The 17,688-nt window shown below is 63.3% G+C and carries 16 protein-coding genes; 5 read left to right on the top strand and 11 right to left on the bottom strand.

Going from position 1 to position 17,688, the window contains the following annotated elements; all coding sequences use genetic code 11:
- The 4 genes from LVJ59_RS09950 to LVJ59_RS09935 all read right to left on the bottom strand — a co-directional run bounded on the left by LVJ59_RS09950 (position 1) and on the right by LVJ59_RS09935 (position 2,623).
- The gene (locus LVJ59_RS09950) at positions 1-366 is read right to left on the bottom strand and encodes a hypothetical protein (protein ID WP_232762885.1); all 366 of its coding nucleotides are present in this window, start codon (positions 364-366) and stop codon (positions 1-3) included.
- A 17-nt stretch (positions 367-383) separates the two neighbouring features.
- Positions 384-905, bottom strand: coding sequence for a hypothetical protein (locus tag LVJ59_RS09945; RefSeq protein WP_232762884.1), 522 nt, complete (start codon positions 903-905; stop codon positions 384-386).
- A 169-nt stretch (positions 906-1,074) separates the two neighbouring features.
- Positions 1,075-2,034, bottom strand: a complete 960-nt coding sequence (locus tag LVJ59_RS09940) for a hypothetical protein (protein WP_232762883.1) — start codon at positions 2,032-2,034, stop codon at positions 1,075-1,077.
- Positions 2,035-2,107: 73 nt separating this feature from the next.
- Complete coding sequence (locus LVJ59_RS09935; RefSeq protein ID WP_232762882.1) at positions 2,108-2,623, bottom strand: DUF4188 domain-containing protein; 516 nt, start codon at positions 2,621-2,623, stop codon at positions 2,108-2,110.
- Positions 2,624-2,693: 70 nt separating this feature from the next.
- Between LVJ59_RS09935 and LVJ59_RS09930 the strand changes: the two genes are divergently transcribed.
- Positions 2,694-3,320 carry a MerR family transcriptional regulator gene (locus tag LVJ59_RS09930; RefSeq protein ID WP_232762881.1) on the top strand — a complete coding sequence of 209 codons (627 nt, stop codon included), beginning with the start codon at positions 2,694-2,696 and terminating at the stop codon, positions 3,318-3,320.
- 3 nt (positions 3,321-3,323) lie between these two features.
- On the opposite strand, the gene LVJ59_RS09925 is transcribed toward LVJ59_RS09930, so the two are convergent.
- From LVJ59_RS09925 to LVJ59_RS09900, 6 genes are all read right to left on the bottom strand, one after another.
- The gene (locus tag LVJ59_RS09925; protein WP_232762880.1) at positions 3,324-6,428 is read right to left on the bottom strand and encodes a type I restriction endonuclease subunit R; all 3,105 of its coding nucleotides are present in this window, start codon (positions 6,426-6,428) and stop codon (positions 3,324-3,326) included.
- Positions 6,425-7,657: a restriction endonuclease subunit S gene (locus tag LVJ59_RS09920; protein WP_232762879.1), complete on the bottom strand. Its 1,233-nt coding sequence runs from the start codon at positions 7,655-7,657 to the stop codon at positions 6,425-6,427. The genes LVJ59_RS09925 and LVJ59_RS09920 overlap by 4 nt, the downstream gene beginning before the upstream one ends.
- Positions 7,654-9,222: a type I restriction-modification system subunit M gene (locus LVJ59_RS09915; protein WP_232762878.1), complete on the bottom strand. Its 1,569-nt coding sequence runs from the start codon at positions 9,220-9,222 to the stop codon at positions 7,654-7,656. Before LVJ59_RS09915 ends, LVJ59_RS09920 begins: the two co-directional genes overlap by 4 nt.
- A gap of 56 nt (positions 9,223-9,278) precedes the next feature.
- Positions 9,279-10,499, bottom strand: coding sequence for an McrC family protein (locus LVJ59_RS09910; protein WP_232762877.1), 1,221 nt, complete (start codon positions 10,497-10,499; stop codon positions 9,279-9,281).
- An 8-nt stretch (positions 10,500-10,507) separates the two neighbouring features.
- A complete protein-coding gene (locus tag LVJ59_RS09905) occupies positions 10,508-12,646 on the bottom strand; it encodes an AAA family ATPase (RefSeq protein ID WP_232762876.1) in 2,139 nt (712 codons plus the stop codon).
- 142 nt (positions 12,647-12,788) lie between these two features.
- Positions 12,789-14,078, bottom strand: a complete 1,290-nt coding sequence (locus LVJ59_RS09900; RefSeq protein WP_232762875.1) for a hypothetical protein — start codon at positions 14,076-14,078, stop codon at positions 12,789-12,791.
- 152 nt (positions 14,079-14,230) lie between these two features.
- Between LVJ59_RS09900 and LVJ59_RS09895 the strand changes: the two genes are divergently transcribed.
- Together LVJ59_RS09895 and LVJ59_RS09890 are read left to right on the top strand one after the other, a co-directional pair.
- Positions 14,231-14,746, top strand: coding sequence for a hypothetical protein (locus tag LVJ59_RS09895; protein WP_232762874.1), 516 nt, complete (start codon positions 14,231-14,233; stop codon positions 14,744-14,746).
- Positions 14,747-14,861: 115 nt separating this feature from the next.
- Positions 14,862-15,377: a hypothetical protein gene (locus LVJ59_RS09890; RefSeq protein WP_232762873.1), complete on the top strand. Its 516-nt coding sequence runs from the start codon at positions 14,862-14,864 to the stop codon at positions 15,375-15,377.
- Positions 15,378-15,396: 19 nt separating this feature from the next.
- Here LVJ59_RS09890 and LVJ59_RS09885 read toward each other — a convergent pair whose 3' ends face one another.
- The gene (locus LVJ59_RS09885; protein WP_232762872.1) at positions 15,397-16,626 is read right to left on the bottom strand and encodes an MFS transporter; all 1,230 of its coding nucleotides are present in this window, start codon (positions 16,624-16,626) and stop codon (positions 15,397-15,399) included.
- 82 nt (positions 16,627-16,708) lie between these two features.
- Here LVJ59_RS09885 and LVJ59_RS09880 point away from each other — a divergent pair, with 82 nt between their 5' ends.
- Positions 16,709-17,017: a helix-turn-helix transcriptional regulator gene (locus LVJ59_RS09880; RefSeq protein ID WP_232762871.1), complete on the top strand. Its 309-nt coding sequence runs from the start codon at positions 16,709-16,711 to the stop codon at positions 17,015-17,017.
- A 65-nt stretch (positions 17,018-17,082) separates the two neighbouring features.
- Positions 17,083-17,649 carry a TetR/AcrR family transcriptional regulator gene (locus LVJ59_RS09875; RefSeq protein ID WP_232762870.1) on the top strand — a complete coding sequence of 189 codons (567 nt, stop codon included), beginning with the start codon at positions 17,083-17,085 and terminating at the stop codon, positions 17,647-17,649.
- Positions 17,650-17,688 lie beyond the last annotated feature (39 nt).

Below are 17,688 nucleotides of genomic sequence, written 5' to 3'. Positions count from 1 at the left end.
TCAGCGGTGGGTGAGGCCCTCGCACGTCACGGCATCGCGGAACTCTCCGTCTTCGACCTCGACCTTCACCGATGCCGTGTACGCGCTCTTCGGGATGATCGAGATCTCGGCGGCACCTGCAGTGTCGAGGTGAGGATCGTCGGCGCAGATCGCCACGACGATCCACTTCGTCGGATCCGACGTCGAGAGGTTGAAGGATGCGGATTCACCCACACGCGGGGAGGAGTCCTGGATCAGGAACTCCGTGTCCGTGGGCGCGGTTTCCGTCACCCAACTGAGGGGCTGCCCCACGGCCTCGCCGGTCTCCACGGCCGGTTCTCCCGAGCAGGCCGTGGCCGTCACCATGAGGGTCATGGTGACGGCCACGGTTGCTGACGCTCTGACTACAGACCGCACGAGATCGCTGAGCGTGAGGGGTCGAAGGCGGACAGGGTTCCGCTCGTTCCGATGGTGTTCCAGATCACTCCTCCCCCGATTCGAGGTCGGATCCCCTCCTGCTTCTGCACCTTGTACGTGTAACGGGTGCCCATCGCGCGTGCCTTCCATACTTGTCCGGCCTTGAGGGCGGGGGAGGCGCATGCCACCGTGGTCGTCACGCTGTCCGCGGAACTGATGTTCAATCCGAGCGAGACCTCGCTTCGGGTTGCTCCGAGGGTCACCCCGATCGTCCTCGTCACTGTCTTGCCGGTGGTGATCGTGCACGTCCCGCCCGTTGACGTGATCTTGCAACTCGCGAACACCGCGCCTGTGTAGTTCTTCTGGGATGTCTTGCTGATGACGTTGTAGCGGTACGAGGCCGCATCCGCCGTCTGAGTCGTGGCCATCGTGAAGACGCCGATGCACAGGACGCCGATGGCGAAGAGTAGGGAACGGCGGCGGCCGGAATAGCGGGTGAGAGCGGACAAGACGACCCCTTTGCCTCGTGTTCTTCGGAGATCGGGAGACGGAGGCGGAGGCTTCCGTCATCGAGTGATACTCACATCTAAGACACATATGAGGACATAAACAATACGTGCGACGACAGCATGCCAGAATATCGAGACGATACCTGCAAGGACGGCCTGGAGCGCGCAGCTAGAGCTCGTACCGGTGGAAGAGGACGAGTGCTGCGGCAGCGAAGCGGAGCGATTTGTCGTCTACGCGTCTTCCGCTGACCATTGCGAGGAGCATCCATTCGATGGAACGGAGGATCCCGTCCACCTGGCGCGCGTGCGGGCGGTCGTGCCGGATCCTGTCCCAGTGCTCACGGAACGAGCGGAATAGTTCGAGAGTGACTCCTGCATAGGTGGTGGTGCCGGTGTCGATCCCGGCCGCCGCGGCGCGCTCCCACGTCTGGCGATCGACGGATTCGTCCAGGCTCGCCAGGACGCTCTCGAGCGTTTCCGCATCGAAGAGTTCCTCGCAGGCGTGCACGAAGTTGTCGCGGTCGAAGGCGTCCCACCGCGGTGCAGGGGCGAGCGGAGGAGGGTCTGAGGGAACCCCGACGGTCTCTGTGTGGGGTGGCGCTGCGGCTTCGCGCTCCGCCTCGCGTTCGTTCAGCGACGTCAGGCCGGACTGGATGAGGGAGAGGCGTTCGCTGATGTCCCCGCCCTGGGTGGTGACGGTGGCTTGCAGATCTTCCAGGCGTGACCGGGTGGCGGTGGTCGTGTCGTCGATGTGGGTGGTCTTGTCACGGGTCTCGGTGACCTTCTCCTCGACCTTCTCGACCAGCTTCTTGAGCGTGACGCCGAACGCGCTGAACTCCGAGAGGTCGGGCCAGAGCAGCAGGAGAACGAAGATCACCGCGGCGAGCACACCCGCGCTCGTCAGATTCGGGCCGGAGCAGGTGCGGGTGATGCCGTCCTTCTCGGAGTCGACCACTTCGCACACCTGGAACCATCCGGTGAGCGACAGGTAGACGGCCAGCCCGACGATGACGAGGACGAGGAGGTAGCGGAGGACCCGTCCGCCGGGGCTCGTCAGCCAGTCGTGGAGCTTTTCGAGCCGGCCGGGCGCAGGCTTGGACTCAGAGGTGGGAGGGGTGTCCGCCGTCATGGGGCTCATGCTGGCAGAACTCCGGGTGCTCCGGAAGGGGTGCTGCCGACGGGAGCTGCGTCAGGACTCGGCGTCAGGATCCGGCGGTGGCTGGAGTGGTGGTTGAGGCGGCGGTGCGTCCGTCCGCGAATCGCGCCTGGGCCCGGTCGTGCCGCTTGCCGACGGGGACCAGCTCTGTGGCCTTCGGCAGCCCCATCGGCTTGGTCGAGACGTACACGCTCTCTGCGGTGTCGACGCGGAAGGTCTCGTGCCAGACACCCACGGCTCCCGGAGCCTTGCGGGCTGCGCGGTTGAAGGCGGTCCAGGCGGGGCGGTGCTCCTGGTTCGGGCTGGAGGCGTAGGCGTAGAGCTTGTCGACGGACGACCAGTACTGCACGACGTAGGGTCCGCCCGAGCCGAGGAGCAGGTGGTAGCCGAGCAGGCCCGAGTCGGGGTCGGTGCTGAGTTCGCGCAGCATCCGAGGCATGGCGACGAAGGCCGGCATCCACAGGTCGGGGCGCCACCAGCGGTTGATCTGCATCCCGATGTGAAACACGACGAGCTCGCCCTCGTGGCGGTGGGTCATGCGACCCGTGATGACTTTCGACATGGAGTCTCCTTGATTAGATAGCGTCACTATCCATAATGGATAGCGCTACTATCGATGTCAAGAGGTGGCCATGAGAATTTCCGAACTGTCAGCCGAGGCCGGCGTGACCGTGCCGACGATCAAGTACTACCTGCGCGAAGGGCTGCTGCCCGAGGGCGAGCGGACGTCGCCGACGCAGGCCGCCTATGGCGAGAAGCACGTGGAGCGGTTGCGGGTGATCCGGGCGCTGCTCGACGCCGGGGTGAGCATCGCCGAGACGCGGCGGGTGCTCGGGGCGCTGGGCGATCCGCCGGCGAATGCCCATGACCTGCTCGGCACGGCGCACGCGGCGATCACTCCGCCGGTCGAGGACTCACTGGATCTGGCGGAAGCGGAGGCGCTGGTCGCCGGGCTCGGGTGGAAGCCGGGGATGTGCGATCAGGCGGTGCTGCACGCGGTCGCGCGCGCGATGCAGGGGCTGGAGCGTGTCGGGTTCACCGTGCCGGACGCGGTGATGGCGGAGTACCTCGCGAGCATGCGGCGGATCGCGGACGCGGAGATCGCCGGGGTGCCCGAGGAGTCTGCGGAAGCGGCCGTGCGGTACGTGGTGCTGGGGTCGGTGCTGGTGGAGCCGTTGTTGTTGGCCCTGCGGCGGGTGGCGCAGCAGGTGAGCTCGGGGGAGCGGTTTGGGGGTGTTCGGGTCGCTAGCGATCGCTAGATCTCAGGAGTCGCTCCCCGAGCCCAACCCGAAGAATCGGTCGAAGAAGCGCGCAAGCGCTTCGACGGCAGTCCGCTTCTTCTCGCCGTGTCCACCGTCCGCAGCGAACCGTGATACCGGCGGAAGGATTCTCGTGATGGCGGTTCCCGTCGTCCGGAGCTGACCGTCGCGAAACGCTGCCTCGATGAACGCACGCGTTTCATCGGGTCGGAGCTTCTGGTCGGCGATCAGTGTTTCAAGCTCCGCAGTGCGCTTCGCGGCCACGAACGCCTTCCACTGTTCGTCAACGGCGCCGGTCACAGAGACCGAGTCGACGAAGTCCTCGACAAGGTCGCGCTTGCTACGAAGGCTCGGGCTGGCATCCACCGCCCGGGAGATCTCTGCGCGAATCTCCTTGTCTTCGCCGTCCCCGAAGCTGGCGCGGTACTTCTCGACGAGCATCAGGATGTAGTCGACATTGATCTCGACCTGTTTGATCAGCTCGATCTCGAACACGACATCGTCGTTGATGAGTTCTTTGTCCGAGTCACGGTCTCTGCGGAACTCTGCGTAGAAGTCGAGATACCAACTGCGATAGTCCTGCGCCTGCCGCTCGGTCAGTGGATCCTGACCGGCGAAGTCATCGAACGAGGTGAGGATGTTCTGGAGCCGAAGGATGGCACCGAACAGCGCAATGAAGTCCTTCTGTGCGGACTCGCCGATGATCTGGATGCCGAGCGGGAAACGCTGCAAGAGCTCCGTGACCTTCTCGACGTAGTCGCCGTAGTAGTCCTGGTACGGCTTGAGGAGAACGACTCCGCGGGCATCCTTGTTGCCGAATAGCTCGAGGGCAGCGTTCGTCGCGTCCTCGAGGTTCCGGAACGAGACGATGTTGCCGTAGGTCTTGACGGAGTTCAGGATGCGATTTGTGCGCGAGTACGCCTGGATGAGGCCGTGCGACCGGAGGTTCTTGTCGACGAAGAGCGTGTTGAGCGTCGTGGCATCGAAGCCAGTCAGGAACATGTTGACGACGATGACCAGGTCGATCTCGCGGTTCTTCATCCGCTGCGATAGGTCCTTGTAGTAGTTCTGGAACTTGTCCGCACTCGTGTCGTAGCTCGTTCCGAACGTGTCGTTGTAGTCCTGGATCGCATCTTCCAAGAACTCGCGATTGTCAGTCGAGAGCGCATCGGTGTCGAACGCCTCATCATCGAGGATGTCCTCATCCGGAGCGTCGTTGGCGCCGTAGGAGAAGATGATGCCGACCTTCAGGCGACGATCCGGTGTCAGGTCCTGCTGCTGAAGCTGGAAGTGGTTGTAGTAGCGGCGGGCGGCCTCGATTGATGCTGTTGCGAAGATCGCGTTGAAGCCGCGGACTCGCTTCTTCTCCCGCAATGCCTCAGCACGCCGACTGGTGCGGACCGACTCAGCGACGTTCGTCACAACGGAGTGTTCGTAGCTCGACGCACGCTTTGTCTTCTGATCGAAGTGTTCCAGCGTGTACCTGACGATCTCGCTGATACGCCGTGAGTCGAGTAGTGCTTTCTCGGTATCGATGGACGACACTTGCTTGTCGTCTGGGTTGCCGATCTTGACGGTATTGATGTAGTCGATCCGGAACGGCAGGACGTTCTTGTCCGTGATCGCGTCGACGATCGTGTAGGTGTGCAGCTTGTCGCCGAATGCCTGCTCGGTGGTCTTGAGCTGGGGATTGCCACCCGTCCCTGAGTTCGCGGCGAAGATTGGGGTGCCGGTGAACCCGAAGAGGTTGTAGCGCTTGAACGCGCGGGTGATGTCGCTGTGCATGTCGCCGAACTGCGAGCGGTGGCACTCGTCAAAGATGATCACGACGTGGCCCGAGTAGATCTCGTGGCCCTTGTTTGCGCGGATGAAGTTCGAGAGCTTCTGGATCGTTGTGATGATGATTCGCGCGTTCGAGTCCTCGAGCTGCTTCTTCAGCACAGCGGTCGACGCGTTCGAGTTCGCGGCGCCCTTCTCGAAGCGGTCGTACTCGCGCATCGTCTGATAGTCGAGGTCCTTTCGGTCGACGACGAACAGCACCTTGTCTATGCTGGCCAGCTTCGATGCGAGCTGCGCGGTCTTGAACGACGTGAGGGTCTTGCCCGAACCAGTTGTGTGCCAGACGTAGCCGCCGGCGTCCACCGTGCCGAGGCGCTTGTAGTTTGTCGCAATGTCGATGCGCTGGAGGATCCGCTCGGTAGCGACGATCTGGTAGGGGCGCATGACCAGCAGGTCGCGGTCGACGGTGAGCACGCAGTACTTCGTGAGGACGTTCAGCAGCGCGTGCTTCGCGAAGAAGGTCTTCACGAATGCGGTGAGTTCCTGAATCGGCCGGTTCTGCGCGTCGGCCCACCACGACGTGAACTCGAAGCTGTTGCTGGTCTTCCTCTTGCTTCCTGAGCTCTTCTTGTTCTCGTCGATGTGACGGTTGCGAGTGGTGTTGGAGTAGTACTTCGTCAGCGTGCCGTTGCTGATCACGAACAGCTGGACGTATTCGAAGAGACCGGAACCGGCCCAGAAGCTGTTCCGTTGGTAGCGGTTGATCTGGTTGAACGCTTCACGGATGTCGACGCCGCGGCGCTTGAGCTCAACGTGCACCATCGGGAGCCCGTTGACGAGCACGGTGACGTCGTAGCGGTTGGCGTGTGTCGCGCCACCCTCGTTCTGTCCGATCTCGTACTGGTTGATGACCTGCAGCCGGTTGTTGTGGATGTTCTTCTTGTCGATGAGCATCACGTTCTTTGCCGAACCGTCTTCGCGCGTCAGGATCTGAATGTGATCCTCCTGGACGCGGATCGTTTTCTCGGCGATCCCGTCGTTCTGGCTCGCAACCTTGTTCCTGAAGAAGTCGTCCCACTCCCAGTCACTGAACGTGAGGCCGTTCAGCGCTTCCAGCTGCGTGCGGAGGTTCGCGATGAGTTGCGCCTCCGTCGTGATCGGAAGGCATTCGTACGCCTGCGACTGCAGTAGGCGAATCATCTCGCGTTCGAGATCAGCCTCCGACTGATATGCCGTCCCATGGGTCGGATCAGGAACATACTCCGCAACGACCGTGCTCTCCGCGGAGACGGCGATCTGTTCGTATTTGCGGCCACGTGCGTCGCTCATGACGCTGCCACGGGGAAGGCTAGGAGCTTGTCACGGTAGTACTCGTACTGCTTACGACGAGCGGCGAGCTCGGCGGAGAGCTCGCTGCTGAGCTTGTTCACGAGGGCGTCAAATGAGTCGAGTGTCGCTACGATGCGCTTCTGTTCCGCGACGCTCGGTACGGGGATCGTGATCTTGGCGAGTCCGGCTGAGGAGAGTCGCTTCACCTTGCCGCGTGCAACGTAGTTCGCCTTCTGTCTATGGAAATCGTTGGTCTGAACCGCGTAAGCGACATACATCGGGTCGAGCTTCGATGTGAACGAGAACGTGTCATCGTGCACCGCGACCGGCCCATCTCCCAACCACGCGACCGCCTTACCAACGTCTTCGACAGTCTCGCTAACGCCTGCAAAAATCACATCGTACGGCTGTGCGTACCGAAGTTGGCTGGCCATTTCTGAACGGACTTCTTGATTCGCGCGCGACGCGGACACGCCATAGTCGGTGTAGATCTCGCCGTAGTGGATGCTCGGAATTCCTTCATCTACGACGTCGTTCTTGGTAAACCGCCGACCTCGTATGAACGTCCCAATCTCGCCCATTGCGATCGCTCGACCATCGACGGCAGCCACCAGTGAGTCCCGGTAGTGTGCGTACTGCTGCCGACGGGCCTCCACCTCCGCCTCCAGCTCCGCCTCCAGCTCTGTGAACTGATCTGTGAAATGATCTAGTATCCGCACGATCTCGCGCTGCACCTCCGCTGGCGGCACGGGAATGTGGACCTTCTCGAGCTGCTTTGCTGACACGTCGATGACCTTGGTGCCGGACGAGAGTTTGCGCTTCTGGCGGTCGAACGATTCCGAAGCGAACCAGTACGCCAGGTACTTCGGCTCGAGCTGGTGCTTTATCACGGTTGCGTGACCGCCCGTAACGATCTGTCGCTTGCCGAGCCAGGCGACTGCCTTGCCAACGTCGTCGATGTTCTCGCTCGTGTTTGTGATGATCAGGTCGCCTGGATCCACCTTGGCGAGCTTGACTGCCGTCTCGGGCAACACATACGACACCGTTTCGGTTGCCCAGGCGCCGTAGCGAGTGTAGATCTGCCCGTAGTGAACCGCTCCAACTCCCTCCTCGGTCAGAACGGCCTTCGGCATCCCGTTTCCGCGCACAAGCTCGGCGATGTCACCAAGCCGCTTATATTCAACTGCGCCCGAGGCGAGTTTGGCCATCAGTTCGTCGATGCGACTCACCTGGAGCTCTCCAGGTCCGCCACGATCGTGTCAATCGACGCTCGGAGTTCCGCCTGGCGAGCCACGATCCGAGCGATCTCGGCGTTCAGCTCCGTGATGTCTACGACTTCGCGAGTGTCCTCTGCCTCGACGTAGGACGAGACGGCAATGTTGTACCCGTTAGTTGCGATGTCGGTATTCGAGACCAGAGCGGAGTAGTGCGCTTCCTCGACGCGGCCTTCGAGGGTCTTCAGAAGGTTCTGCTGGTGGTCAGGCGTCAGCTTGTTCTTGTTGCCGACGCGAGTGAACGCAGCCGAGGCATCGATAAACAGGACGGAGTTGTCCGTCTTGGATTTCTTGAGCACGATGATGCACGTTGCGATGGTCGTGCCGAAGAAGAGGTCCGGCGGCAACTGAATGACGGCATCGACGTAGTTGTTGTCGATGAGGTATTTCCGGATTTTCTGCTCCGCTCCACCGCGATAGAGCACTCCGGGGAACTCGACGATGGCAGCGGTGCCGTTCACTGCGAGCCAGCTGAGAATGTGCATTGTGAAGGCCAGGTCGGCCTTTGACTTGGGCGCGAGCACACCGGCCGGCGCGTACCGTTCGTCGTTGATCAGGAGCGGGTTTGCGTCGCCTTCCCACTTGATCGAGTACGGAGGATTGGACACGATCGCCTCGAACGGCTCATCGTCCCAGTGAGCCGGGTCGATAAGAGTGTCGCCGTGCGCGAGGTTGAAGTCGGAGTAGTTGATGTCGTGGAGGAACATGTTGATCCGCGCGAGGTTGTACGTCGTCAGGTTGATCTCCTGACCGAAAAAGCCGTCGCGGACGTTCTCCTTGCCGAGCACCTTCGCGAACTTCAGCAGCAACGAGCCTGAACCGGCAGCCGGGTCGTAGACCTTGTTCACTGAGGTCTTGCCGAGCACGGTGATCCGTGCCAGCAGCTCAGAGACTTCCTGCGGCGTGTAGTACTCGCCGCCCGACTTTCCGGCGTTGGCCGCGTACATCTGCATGAGGTACTCGTAGGCGTCGCCGAACAGGTCGATCGAGTTGTCCTGAAGATCACCGAGTGGCAGATCCCCGATGGCATCCAGCAGTTTGACCAGCGTCTTGTTTCGCTTCGGCACCGTCGCGCCGAGTTTGTTGCTGTTGACGTCGAGGTCGTCGAAAAGCCCCTTGACGTCATCTTCGCTGTCCGTGCCGAGAGCCGAGCCCTCGATGTTCCTGAAGACCCGCTCCAGAGTCTCATTGAGGTTCTCATCCGACGCCGCCCGGGCGCGGACGTTCGCGAAGAGCTCCGACGGGACGATGTAGAAGCCTTTCTCGGCCACCGTCTCTGCCCGACCGAACTCGGCAGCAGTGTCCGGGAGCCGAGAGTAGTCAAACTCAGCGTCGCCCGCCTCGTGCTCGCCCTTGTTGATATATGCCGTCAGGTTCTCGGAGATGAATCGGTAGAAGAGCATGCCGAGCACATAGGACTTGAAGTCCCAGCCGTCGACGGATCCACGAAGATCGTTCGCGATCCGCCAGATCGTCTTGTGTAGCTCGGCGCGCTGGCCCTCTTTGGTGGTCGGTGCCATGGTGTTCATCTCCTGCGCAGGGTGGCGCGATTCGTATAGTCACGCTCACACCCAAGCTATCGGTCGATACGGACACCAGGCGGGAGTGCCACAGCGGGAGCTAGCGTCGCGCTGAGTTTCTTGACCCGCGTCACCAGCTCCCCCGGCTTTCCGCTCACATCCATCGCATGCGCCACGACCACTGTCCCCGTCGCGGCAATCTCATACCGCCGCGGCTCCACATCCCCCGACACATACAGCAGGTGCACCTCCCGCACCCCCGCCGTCACGGCGTACGCGAGCGCCTGATACACATCCGCGTTGGGTGGCGACCCGTCGTTCGCGCCCCAAACCTTGTACTTCGTATCTGCGACTGCAACCACTCGCCCGTGCCGCGAGATCACGATGTCCGGTCGCATCAGGATCTTTCCTTCGGTGTCCAACCGCCAGTCTGAAACTTGCAAATCGACGTCGTATCCCTCGGGACGGAGCGTCGCCTGAAGAACGCGCCCGAAGAAGTCCTCATAGACCTTCGCCACGTTCAGCAAGAAGGCGGAGCCCGAGCTCGCACCCTCCGCGTGTGCCCACGAGGTTGCCTCGAGTACCCATCGTGCGAGCCGGAGCGCCGGTTGGTAGTGCGCGTTCAATCGGGACTCCGCGGGCAGCAGGACAGGCCCTGCTGCACGCAGGTCCGTCACCTCGGAGAACAGCCCGAGCAGCGGTCCGAGCTTGTCGACGACCCGCCGCGGTAGCTGTTCCAGCCGTACCAACGCGCGCAGTGCTGACTTGAGGATCCTGTTCTCCGCGACGTCCTCGGTGTAGTCGTCATAGGTGAGTTCCACCGGCACGGGGATACCCGGACGCGCCTTGAGCTGCCGCGCGATGTCCCAGCGACCGCGGATTACAGTACCTGTCTCTTCGACCGAGACGTATCCCTTGAGCAGCCCCCGAGCCGTCGCCTTCAACACCGCCTGTATTAGTGCCAATGCGAGCGCGGCAGGCAGATCCTGATCGGCTTCGAACGCGAATGACGCGTCATCCACCTCGGCCTGCAGGCCGGAATACGAGGCCATGAAGATGAGACTCCGCAGCGGCGTCTTCGGCCGCACGATCAAACGCACGTCATCGATTGCGACCACACCGACGCGCGTCACGTCCGTGACGCGCCATACGCCCGAATCCGACGTCGGTGAGACCCGACAGAACTTCAGCTCCTGCAGGCGTGCAGCCTGCGACGAGGTGAGCGCGACGAAGGACTCGCCGTTCTCGGCGATGTCCTCGACGCGAGGCTCGACCATGACCGAGTTCATGTCTCGGGCGTTGCGTCCGTGCCCGTGGAGACGTTGGTGAGCAGAATGTCCAGGCCGTACTTCACGTGCACGTCGACGCCCGTGCCGATGTGCCGCTCTTCAAGCAGGGGCAGGATGCTCTCCTCCCATACAGCGCGCAGGTCTTCCAGACTGAGGTCGTCGGCCCGGAGCAGGTGGCTCGGGCCGATGCGGTCTTCACGGTCGCGGATGCTCTCGTTCAACAGCTCGAACAGCGCAGCCACCGGCAGCGACTGCGGATGTTGCTCGGACCACCGCCCCAGGATGCCCTTCACCGGAGCGACGTCCGGATGCAGCTCGAAGAATGCGAAGCGGCGGCGCATCGCTGAGTCGAGCAGCGCGATCGACCTGTCGGCCGTGTTCATAGTGCCGATGATCAAGACGTTCGCGGGCAGGCTGAACGACTTCCCGCCATCGTCGCCAGACCCCGCATAGAGCACGTCGATCGCGTCGTCGCGGTACTCGAGCAGATAGTACAGTTCGCCGAACACCTTGCTGAGGTTCGCGCGGTTGATCTCATCGATCATCAGCACGTGCGGAACATCGGGGTTCTTGCGCGCCTCGTCTGCGATCTCGCGGAGCGGCCCGCGCGTGAGGGAGAACGACAACTGTCCCGCTGCATCTGTCACCGGACGGTAGCCGGCGAAGAAGTCTTCGTACGTGTAAGACGGGTGGAACTGAATGCGCTTCACGACGCTGCCGGGCTTGCCGAGCCGGTCGGCTAGCGCGCGAGCCACGTACGTCTTGCCGGTGCCAGGCGGGCCGTAGAGGATCACCTGACCGCGGCGGTGGAGGGCGCTCGTGACCTTTCCGAGCCATGCTTCATGCAGATGGGTCGCGCCGGCGAGCTCGGCGAGGTCGATTTCGCTCGGGACGAAGCCGCGTGGGTCAGGAGCAGAGTCCTCGTCGCTGACGGACGGAGTGCTGACGGATGGAGTGCTGATGGAAGGCGGATTCTTGTGCCAGCGCGACTCCAAAGCGTCGCTGTAGAAGTCGATCGGATTGCCCGACTTCAGTTGGAGAGCGATCACGATCTTCTGCAGATCGACATCCGCATCTTCCGAGAAATCGCCGCCGATCTCACCGATGAACGTCTCTCGGATGCGCGTGCGATGGTCGGTCGAAACGATGGGGCCGAAGAAACCAGGATGCACGAGGTAGAGCAAGGCGTATCGCTGAGTCGGAAAGTCTTCATCGAGACCCATCACGAGGTGGCGCCACAAGAGCGGGTCATCGAGAGCCGCCTGCTGTTCATCTTCCGATAGCTCCGTCCACCCGAGGAGGACATCGAGAACAACCGTAATCGCGTGATGGATATGCGATTGCATTCCTTGACCCGGGTTGAAGGCACCGCCGCTGAACGCATCGTCGAAGATCTGCGGAATCTCGACGGGGTGGGTCATCGTGCCAAGCGCCGACTCGACCCGTTCTCGTTTCTTCGCGTGTCCCATGACCCGCGCGATGGGGAGCAGTTGAAATGCGATGATCTCGGCCATGAGCAGCCTCAGGTCGTCGCTCGTGTCGGCAAGCTGGATCGCGAGATTCGCGTTGAAGCTCTTGCCATCAACAGCCTTCGCAGATCGCCACAACTCGTTGAGTGCCAGAACGTTCGCGCTGGTCCATATTTCGCGACCGGGTGAGAACGCGGAGAGGCCTTTGCGAAGCCCTTCTTCGACGATCACCTCGGCGGCAGCGAGCAGCTTGCGCTGAGCCGGGTCAGTACTGACCCACCTTTCGGGAAGGGACAGCTCGATCTCGTCGCGCAACCGGGCCCGTTCGGTCGCGTAGATCCGCTGTGCCTCCTGCAGGAGTCCGTTTCCGGCATGGCTACGCAGAGCGGCAAGACCGTCTTGCGTGATCGCCCACTCACCATTCCCTGACGGTTTCTTACGCAACCAACCTGCCGCAACAAGATAAGCGCTCGCCCAACGCCAATCGTTTTCGCCACGTGGTCGATCGTGCGAGCCGATCTCGGCCTCATGCGGCGTCAACGGAAACCGATCGACGCAGGCAGCCCAGAGGTCTGCGAGGTGAAGGTAGCTACCGTCGGGCGCCTGTTCCGCGAGGACTTCCAACACGGCGCGGGAACGCTCCGCGCGCTTGACGTCCTTGTCCATCGTGCTCCTCACTGTTCCGATGGTTGCGAGTCTAGGAGAGCTCGAACGTCGCGCCGCTCAGGGCCTCGAATCGGTGGCGGCTGCCGATGGTAGCCGCGCTAGAGGCGCTGCGCCTCACCGCCGGATCTCAGCTTGGCAATGCTCACGACTCGCCCACCTCGCCCTTCGCGCTGCGGCGTCTGAATGTGCGTCCGGCGAAGTCGGCGAACGATCCCGCGATCTCCTTGGCCTTGTCCACGCCCTCAGCGCCGATGCGTGTCGCCGCCTCGATGCCTTCGGTGCCGAGGCGGAGCGCAGTGTCTACGCCGTCGCTGCCGGCTCGGAGCAAGTCATCGCGGGTGTCCGCAACTGCGGCCGACCAACGCCGGGACTCAAGCTCGTCTGGGGCGGCTTCGACGCCGAGGCGATCGTGGAAAGTTCCGACAGAGTCATTGACTGCGTTCCTCGACCGAACAATCGCCGGAGACTCGATCGGATTGAAGAGCACCTTCGAGTTCGCAAGCGACGCCGCCACATCCATGCGATTGAGGAGCTGCCGCGTGGCTTGTGTGATCACCTCCGCGCGGTTGGCGCGAGCCGTCCGGAGCGCGATTCGGTGACGGTCGAGTTCCTCGGGAGATGTCTGGAGGACGCGGTCGAGTTCGATGACCCCTGTCGCCTCCTGCAGGTAGAAGCAGTGTGCGAGCACAGCGAGCCAATCCTGCACGTGACGGTCGACGTTCTTCGACAGGTCGGCGAGTTCATTGACGGACTTGCTTTCTAGCTTTTCCGCAAGGGCATCGATCTGGCGCAAGGCGTATGCCTGGGTGCGCGCGATCGTCATCGCCGATCCCTGCACCTTTGACCAAGTCACGTCTGAAACGCCACCGACTTCCTTTCGGATGGTCAGCGCCTCTTCGAGCATCATGTCCACGCCGATCATGTCCGCGAGCACAGCATCTTTCTGCGCTCGGAGCACGTCATCGACCTTCTCATCTATGACGGCGAGATAGTCGGTGATCTCTTCCATGGTCTGCTGCATCGCGACCTGGGCCATGATTCCCGCGACGCCCGCCAGCATGGCTGGGTTAGTCAGCATCGATCCCGGTGTCTTGAGAAACTGCAAATTCTTCGCGAACTGCCCATTGGGAGCACGGAGAGTTGCGTGCAGGTTTCCGCTTGAGGAGTTCGTCACCTTGGGTAGCTTCTGAGCAGCAGCCCACGACTCCTCAGTCAGCTTCATCCAGCGCCCGGAGTTCGCTGTGAGCTCGGAGCCTGCCTTGAGAGCAGCGGCGCCACCTCCGAAGGCGCTCCCAAGCCGCGGAAGTTCAAGATCGCGAGACTCGAGGCGATTGGATGTCAAGAACTGTTCCACGCTGGACGCTGGGCCGATCAGCGCGAGCCCATCCCCGTCGGTGATCAGCTCGATCTCGGAGAGATCTACGTCGTCCATACGTGATGCCCTTTCGTGCGAAACCCCATGCGCGCCTATGAAGATCATGGCGTATGCGCACGACAACGCGACACTGCGCACCTCCTGCCGCCCTTCCCCCACCCCCGGTTCCTCCGACATGATGAAGAGGACCGACCTCGAAGGAGTCCGCCGTGTCACTCACCTCGCCCCCGGCGCCGCAGCCCGAAACCACTGCTGCCAGGCTCCCCGGAGCTGTGGTGATCATAGGCATCCGACGGCTCCTCATCTGGGCCCTCGTCGCGGGAGTCCTCTACTCCGTCTTCACGAGCGGCAGCAAGGGATTCTGCCCGGGAGGAATCGATGCTGAGGGCGGGTTCATCGACGCCGAGGGTCGGTCGGTCGAGCAGGCTCCGATGTGCGTCTCGTTGGCACTCCGTCCCAGCGTGTTCGTCTATGTCGGCATCGCGCTGATCGTCCTGATCGCGATTGGGCGCGTCACCAAGGCATCGGATGAGCGTGCCGCCCTGAGGACACTGGAACGTGCGATCCAAGGATCCGGCCTGCTCGTCGCCATAGCCCTCGTGGTCTCGCACGTGTGGTTCCAGCTGATTCCGCTCGAGCAGTTCTCGTCCGGCTCCTGGTCCGTCTTCAGCCCCTTCCCACTCGGGGTCATCGACGTCGTGACTGAGCCGATGACGGGGCCCTGACGCCCGGGCGGCAGGTGTTCTACCTCTAGATCGGATCTTCGGGCACTCGAAAGCCCGCCATCACGATTGCGGCACGTTCACGCCTCGGGCGCACGCGTCAGGTTAGCGTGCCTTCATGAAACGTCGGCGCGGTATTGCGATCCTGCTCCTTGCGCCGATGCTGGCAGTGACGGCGTGCACGCCTGCCGCCACCGGAACCCTGGGCCTGCTCCGGCAGCGGGACGGCTCACTCGAAGTCCTCGTGCGCCTGTGCCACGGCTCGGTCGATTTCCTCGAGCTCCGTGCCGTCAACTCCTTCCCTCCCAACCAAGACGGCGATCCCGATGGGTGGACCAACGTCAAGACGAAGGAGTTCAACCTGTCGGAGCCGATCAGCGGCGAGGGTGAGGTGGCGATGCCGTTCCGCGAGCAGACACTCGGGAAAGACGTCCTCTTCGCAGTGAAGGCGTTCGGCGACAACGGCGAGAACGCGGAGTCCGGCCTCTTCAGCGCGAGCGAGCTGGCGGCCGTGAAACCTGGCGAGGTGCTCACGCCCATCGGGATGTTCGCGTCCGACATCTACGACTCTTCGGATGACCCCGTCGTGAGTCCCGAGGAATTCGAGCGGTTCGCAGAAGACTTCTGCTGGTGATGATCGGGCGCCGACCTCGCTACCGCCCCGCTCGCACCCGCAGTCCGAATGCGATCCCCGCGAGCGCGATCACCACGATCCCGTACCCGACGCACACCGCTTCGAGCCCGAACACCCCGACCAGCGCACCGGCGACCACGGCCGGCACTCCGAAGGCCAGATACGCCAGCACATACAGGACGGCGAAGGTGTCGGCCCGCTGCGTCGCCGGGATCCGCGGAGCCAACGACGCGACGACTCCTGAGAACGCGGTTCCGAAGCCCATGCCGGTGACCGCCGCCGCGACGAGGTAGAACGGCAGCGACCCCACCCCCAGCGCGATCAGCGACAGCAGTGTCCCGACCCCGAGCGCCGACGTGCCGAACAGCACCATCGATCGCGCGGAGATCCGCCGCAGCACGAAGGCCGTCACCGCACCGACACCGGCGAGCAGCACGACGCCGAGCCCCTGCCACACGTGCGCCTCCCCGCCGAGCTCGCCCCGCACGATGTTCGCGCCGAGCGACAGGAAGAGTCCACCCGTCGCCCACCCCGCGATCACGGCCGGAGCTCCACGCCAGAAGTCGGCCCGAATCGCCGGAGGGATCGACAGTCGGAAGCTCAGCGACGCCCACACTCCGGGCGTGCGCGGCGCGGTCTCCGGCACCAGCAGGAACAGCGCCGCCAGTACGAGGTAGACCGAGCTCAAGGGCGCGAACACGTCGAGCAGGGCCTCGCCGCTCACGTCGAGCATCACCCCGGACGCAAGTGCCCCGAGCGCGAGTCCGATCCCGGGGCTCAGTGCGTTCCACAGCGCCGCGACCCCGGCGCGCCCACCCGGTGCGAAGTCGAGCACCGTCGCCGACAGGGCCGAGATCAGCAGACCACTCGCCACGCCCTGCAGGATGCGCGCGAGGAACAGCACCGCGACGGCATCGGCGTGCCAGAAGAGGAACATGCTCCCGGCCAGCAGCAGGAACCCGGCGATCGCGACCGGACGACGACCCACGTGATCCGAGACCGAACCGGCGGTGAGGAGTGTGAGAAGCAGCGCCACCGCGTACACCGCGAACACGGCGCTGATCACCACAGCCGGGAACCCGATGTCCTGCGCGAGCACCGGATAGAACGGCGACGGCGCACTCGCCCCGACCATCATCAGGATCTGCGCCACGATCGCCAGCACGAACCCGAACCGCGCCCGGGGGACTGCGCCGGGCGCGGTGTTGCCTGCCATCGACGGACGGATGATCGGCGCGGTGCTGGTCATGGCGACTCCTCATAAGGTTCGAGAATCATCGAACTATCGGAGCGTACTCGCCATCCCGCGATCGTTCAACTATTCTCGAACCATGCCTGGCGATCTCCCTCACCCGGAGCGCTCCGAGATCCAGCTCACGGATGTGCTCTTCGCGCTCAGCGACCCCGAGCGCCTCGCGATCGCGCGCCAGCTCGCCGACGGACCGCTCGACATGGCCGCCTGCCACGCCACTGATCCCAACCTCCCGAAGTCGACCAAGTCGCACTTCATGAAGGTGCTGCGCGAAGCCGGAGTCATCCGCAACGAGCCCAACGGACGCCGGCGGATGCTGACGCTCCGACGCGACGACCTCGACGCGCTCTTCCCGGGCCTGTTGGATTCGGTGCTGCGCGCTCCGTGATCGCCCGCCGGTCGTCGAGCCGGGATATCTTGCCCACCCGTGAGAGTGAGTGTATAGTCACTCATATGTCCGGCACTCGCAGTTCCATCCTCTCGACAGCCGACGCCCGTCGACCCCTCGTCGCCGCGGCAGCGCTGGCGGCGTTCGCGCGCGGTGGCTATCACGGCACGACCGTCGCCGACGTGGCTCGCGAGGCCAAGATCTCGCCGGCCTACGTCTTCAAGCTGTACTCCGGCAAGGAGGCGTTGTTCGTCGTGGCGCTCGAAGCCTGCTTCGACGCGATCCTCGCCGCCCTCGAGGAAGGGGCGGATGCCGCCGCCGACACCTCGCCGGAAGGCGTGCTCGACGCGATGGGTGACGCCTACGCGCACCTCATCTCCGACCGGACGCTGTTGATGTTGCAGGTGCACGCGCAATCGGTCGCCGAGATCCCCGCCGTCGGTGGGGCGCTGCGGCAAGGGCTCGAACGCGTCACGACGTTCGCGAAGACCCGTTCTCGGGCGAGCGACGACGACGTGCAGCGCTTCATCGCGTACGGGCAGCTCTGTCACCTGATCGTCACGACGCAGCTCGACGGGCGCCCGGGGGACTGGGTCGCCCTGCTGACCAAGGGGATCACGCACCCCGACTGATGCTTCTGTCGGAGGCGGGTCCTTTTCCGCGTCCTCAAG

The sequence above is a fragment of the Microbacterium sp. KKR3/1 genome, from assembly GCF_021272365.1.
GTDB lineage: Bacteria > Actinomycetota > Actinomycetes > Actinomycetales > Microbacteriaceae > Microbacterium > Microbacterium aurugineum.
Note: the sequence above shows the minus strand (reverse complement) of the source record. Positions and strands in the feature narration are given on the sequence as shown.

Excerpts from the sequence above, each read along its gene's own strand:
- LVJ59_RS09915 (WP_232762878.1), bottom strand. The coding sequence starts at position 9,222 with ATGGCACCGACCACCAAAGAGGGCCAGCGCGCCGAGCTACACAAGACG.
- LVJ59_RS09890 (WP_232762873.1), top strand. The coding sequence starts at position 14,862 with ATGAAACGTCGGCGCGGTATTGCGATCCTGCTCCTTGCGCCGATGCTG.
- LVJ59_RS09935 (WP_232762882.1), bottom strand. The coding sequence starts at position 2,623 with ATGTCGAAAGTCATCACGGGTCGCATGACCCACCGCCACGAGGGCGAG.
- LVJ59_RS09900 (WP_232762875.1), bottom strand. The coding sequence starts at position 14,078 with ATGGACGACGTAGATCTCTCCGAGATCGAGCTGATCACCGACGGGGAT.
- LVJ59_RS09880 (WP_232762871.1), top strand. The coding sequence starts at position 16,709 with ATGCCTGGCGATCTCCCTCACCCGGAGCGCTCCGAGATCCAGCTCACG.
- LVJ59_RS09875 (WP_232762870.1), top strand. The coding sequence starts at position 17,083 with ATGTCCGGCACTCGCAGTTCCATCCTCTCGACAGCCGACGCCCGTCGA.
- LVJ59_RS09905 (WP_232762876.1), bottom strand. The coding sequence starts at position 12,646 with ATGGACAAGGACGTCAAGCGCGCGGAGCGTTCCCGCGCCGTGTTGGAA.
- LVJ59_RS09885 (WP_232762872.1), bottom strand. The coding sequence starts at position 16,626 with ATGACCAGCACCGCGCCGATCATCCGTCCGTCGATGGCAGGCAACACC.
- LVJ59_RS09910 (WP_232762877.1), bottom strand. The coding sequence starts at position 10,499 with ATGGTCGAGCCTCGCGTCGAGGACATCGCCGAGAACGGCGAGTCCTTC.
- LVJ59_RS09940 (WP_232762883.1), bottom strand. The coding sequence starts at position 2,034 with ATGACGGCGGACACCCCTCCCACCTCTGAGTCCAAGCCTGCGCCCGGC.
- LVJ59_RS09925 (WP_232762880.1), bottom strand. The coding sequence starts at position 6,428 with ATGAGCGACGCACGTGGCCGCAAATACGAACAGATCGCCGTCTCCGCG.
- LVJ59_RS09930 (WP_232762881.1), top strand. The coding sequence starts at position 2,694 with ATGAGAATTTCCGAACTGTCAGCCGAGGCCGGCGTGACCGTGCCGACG.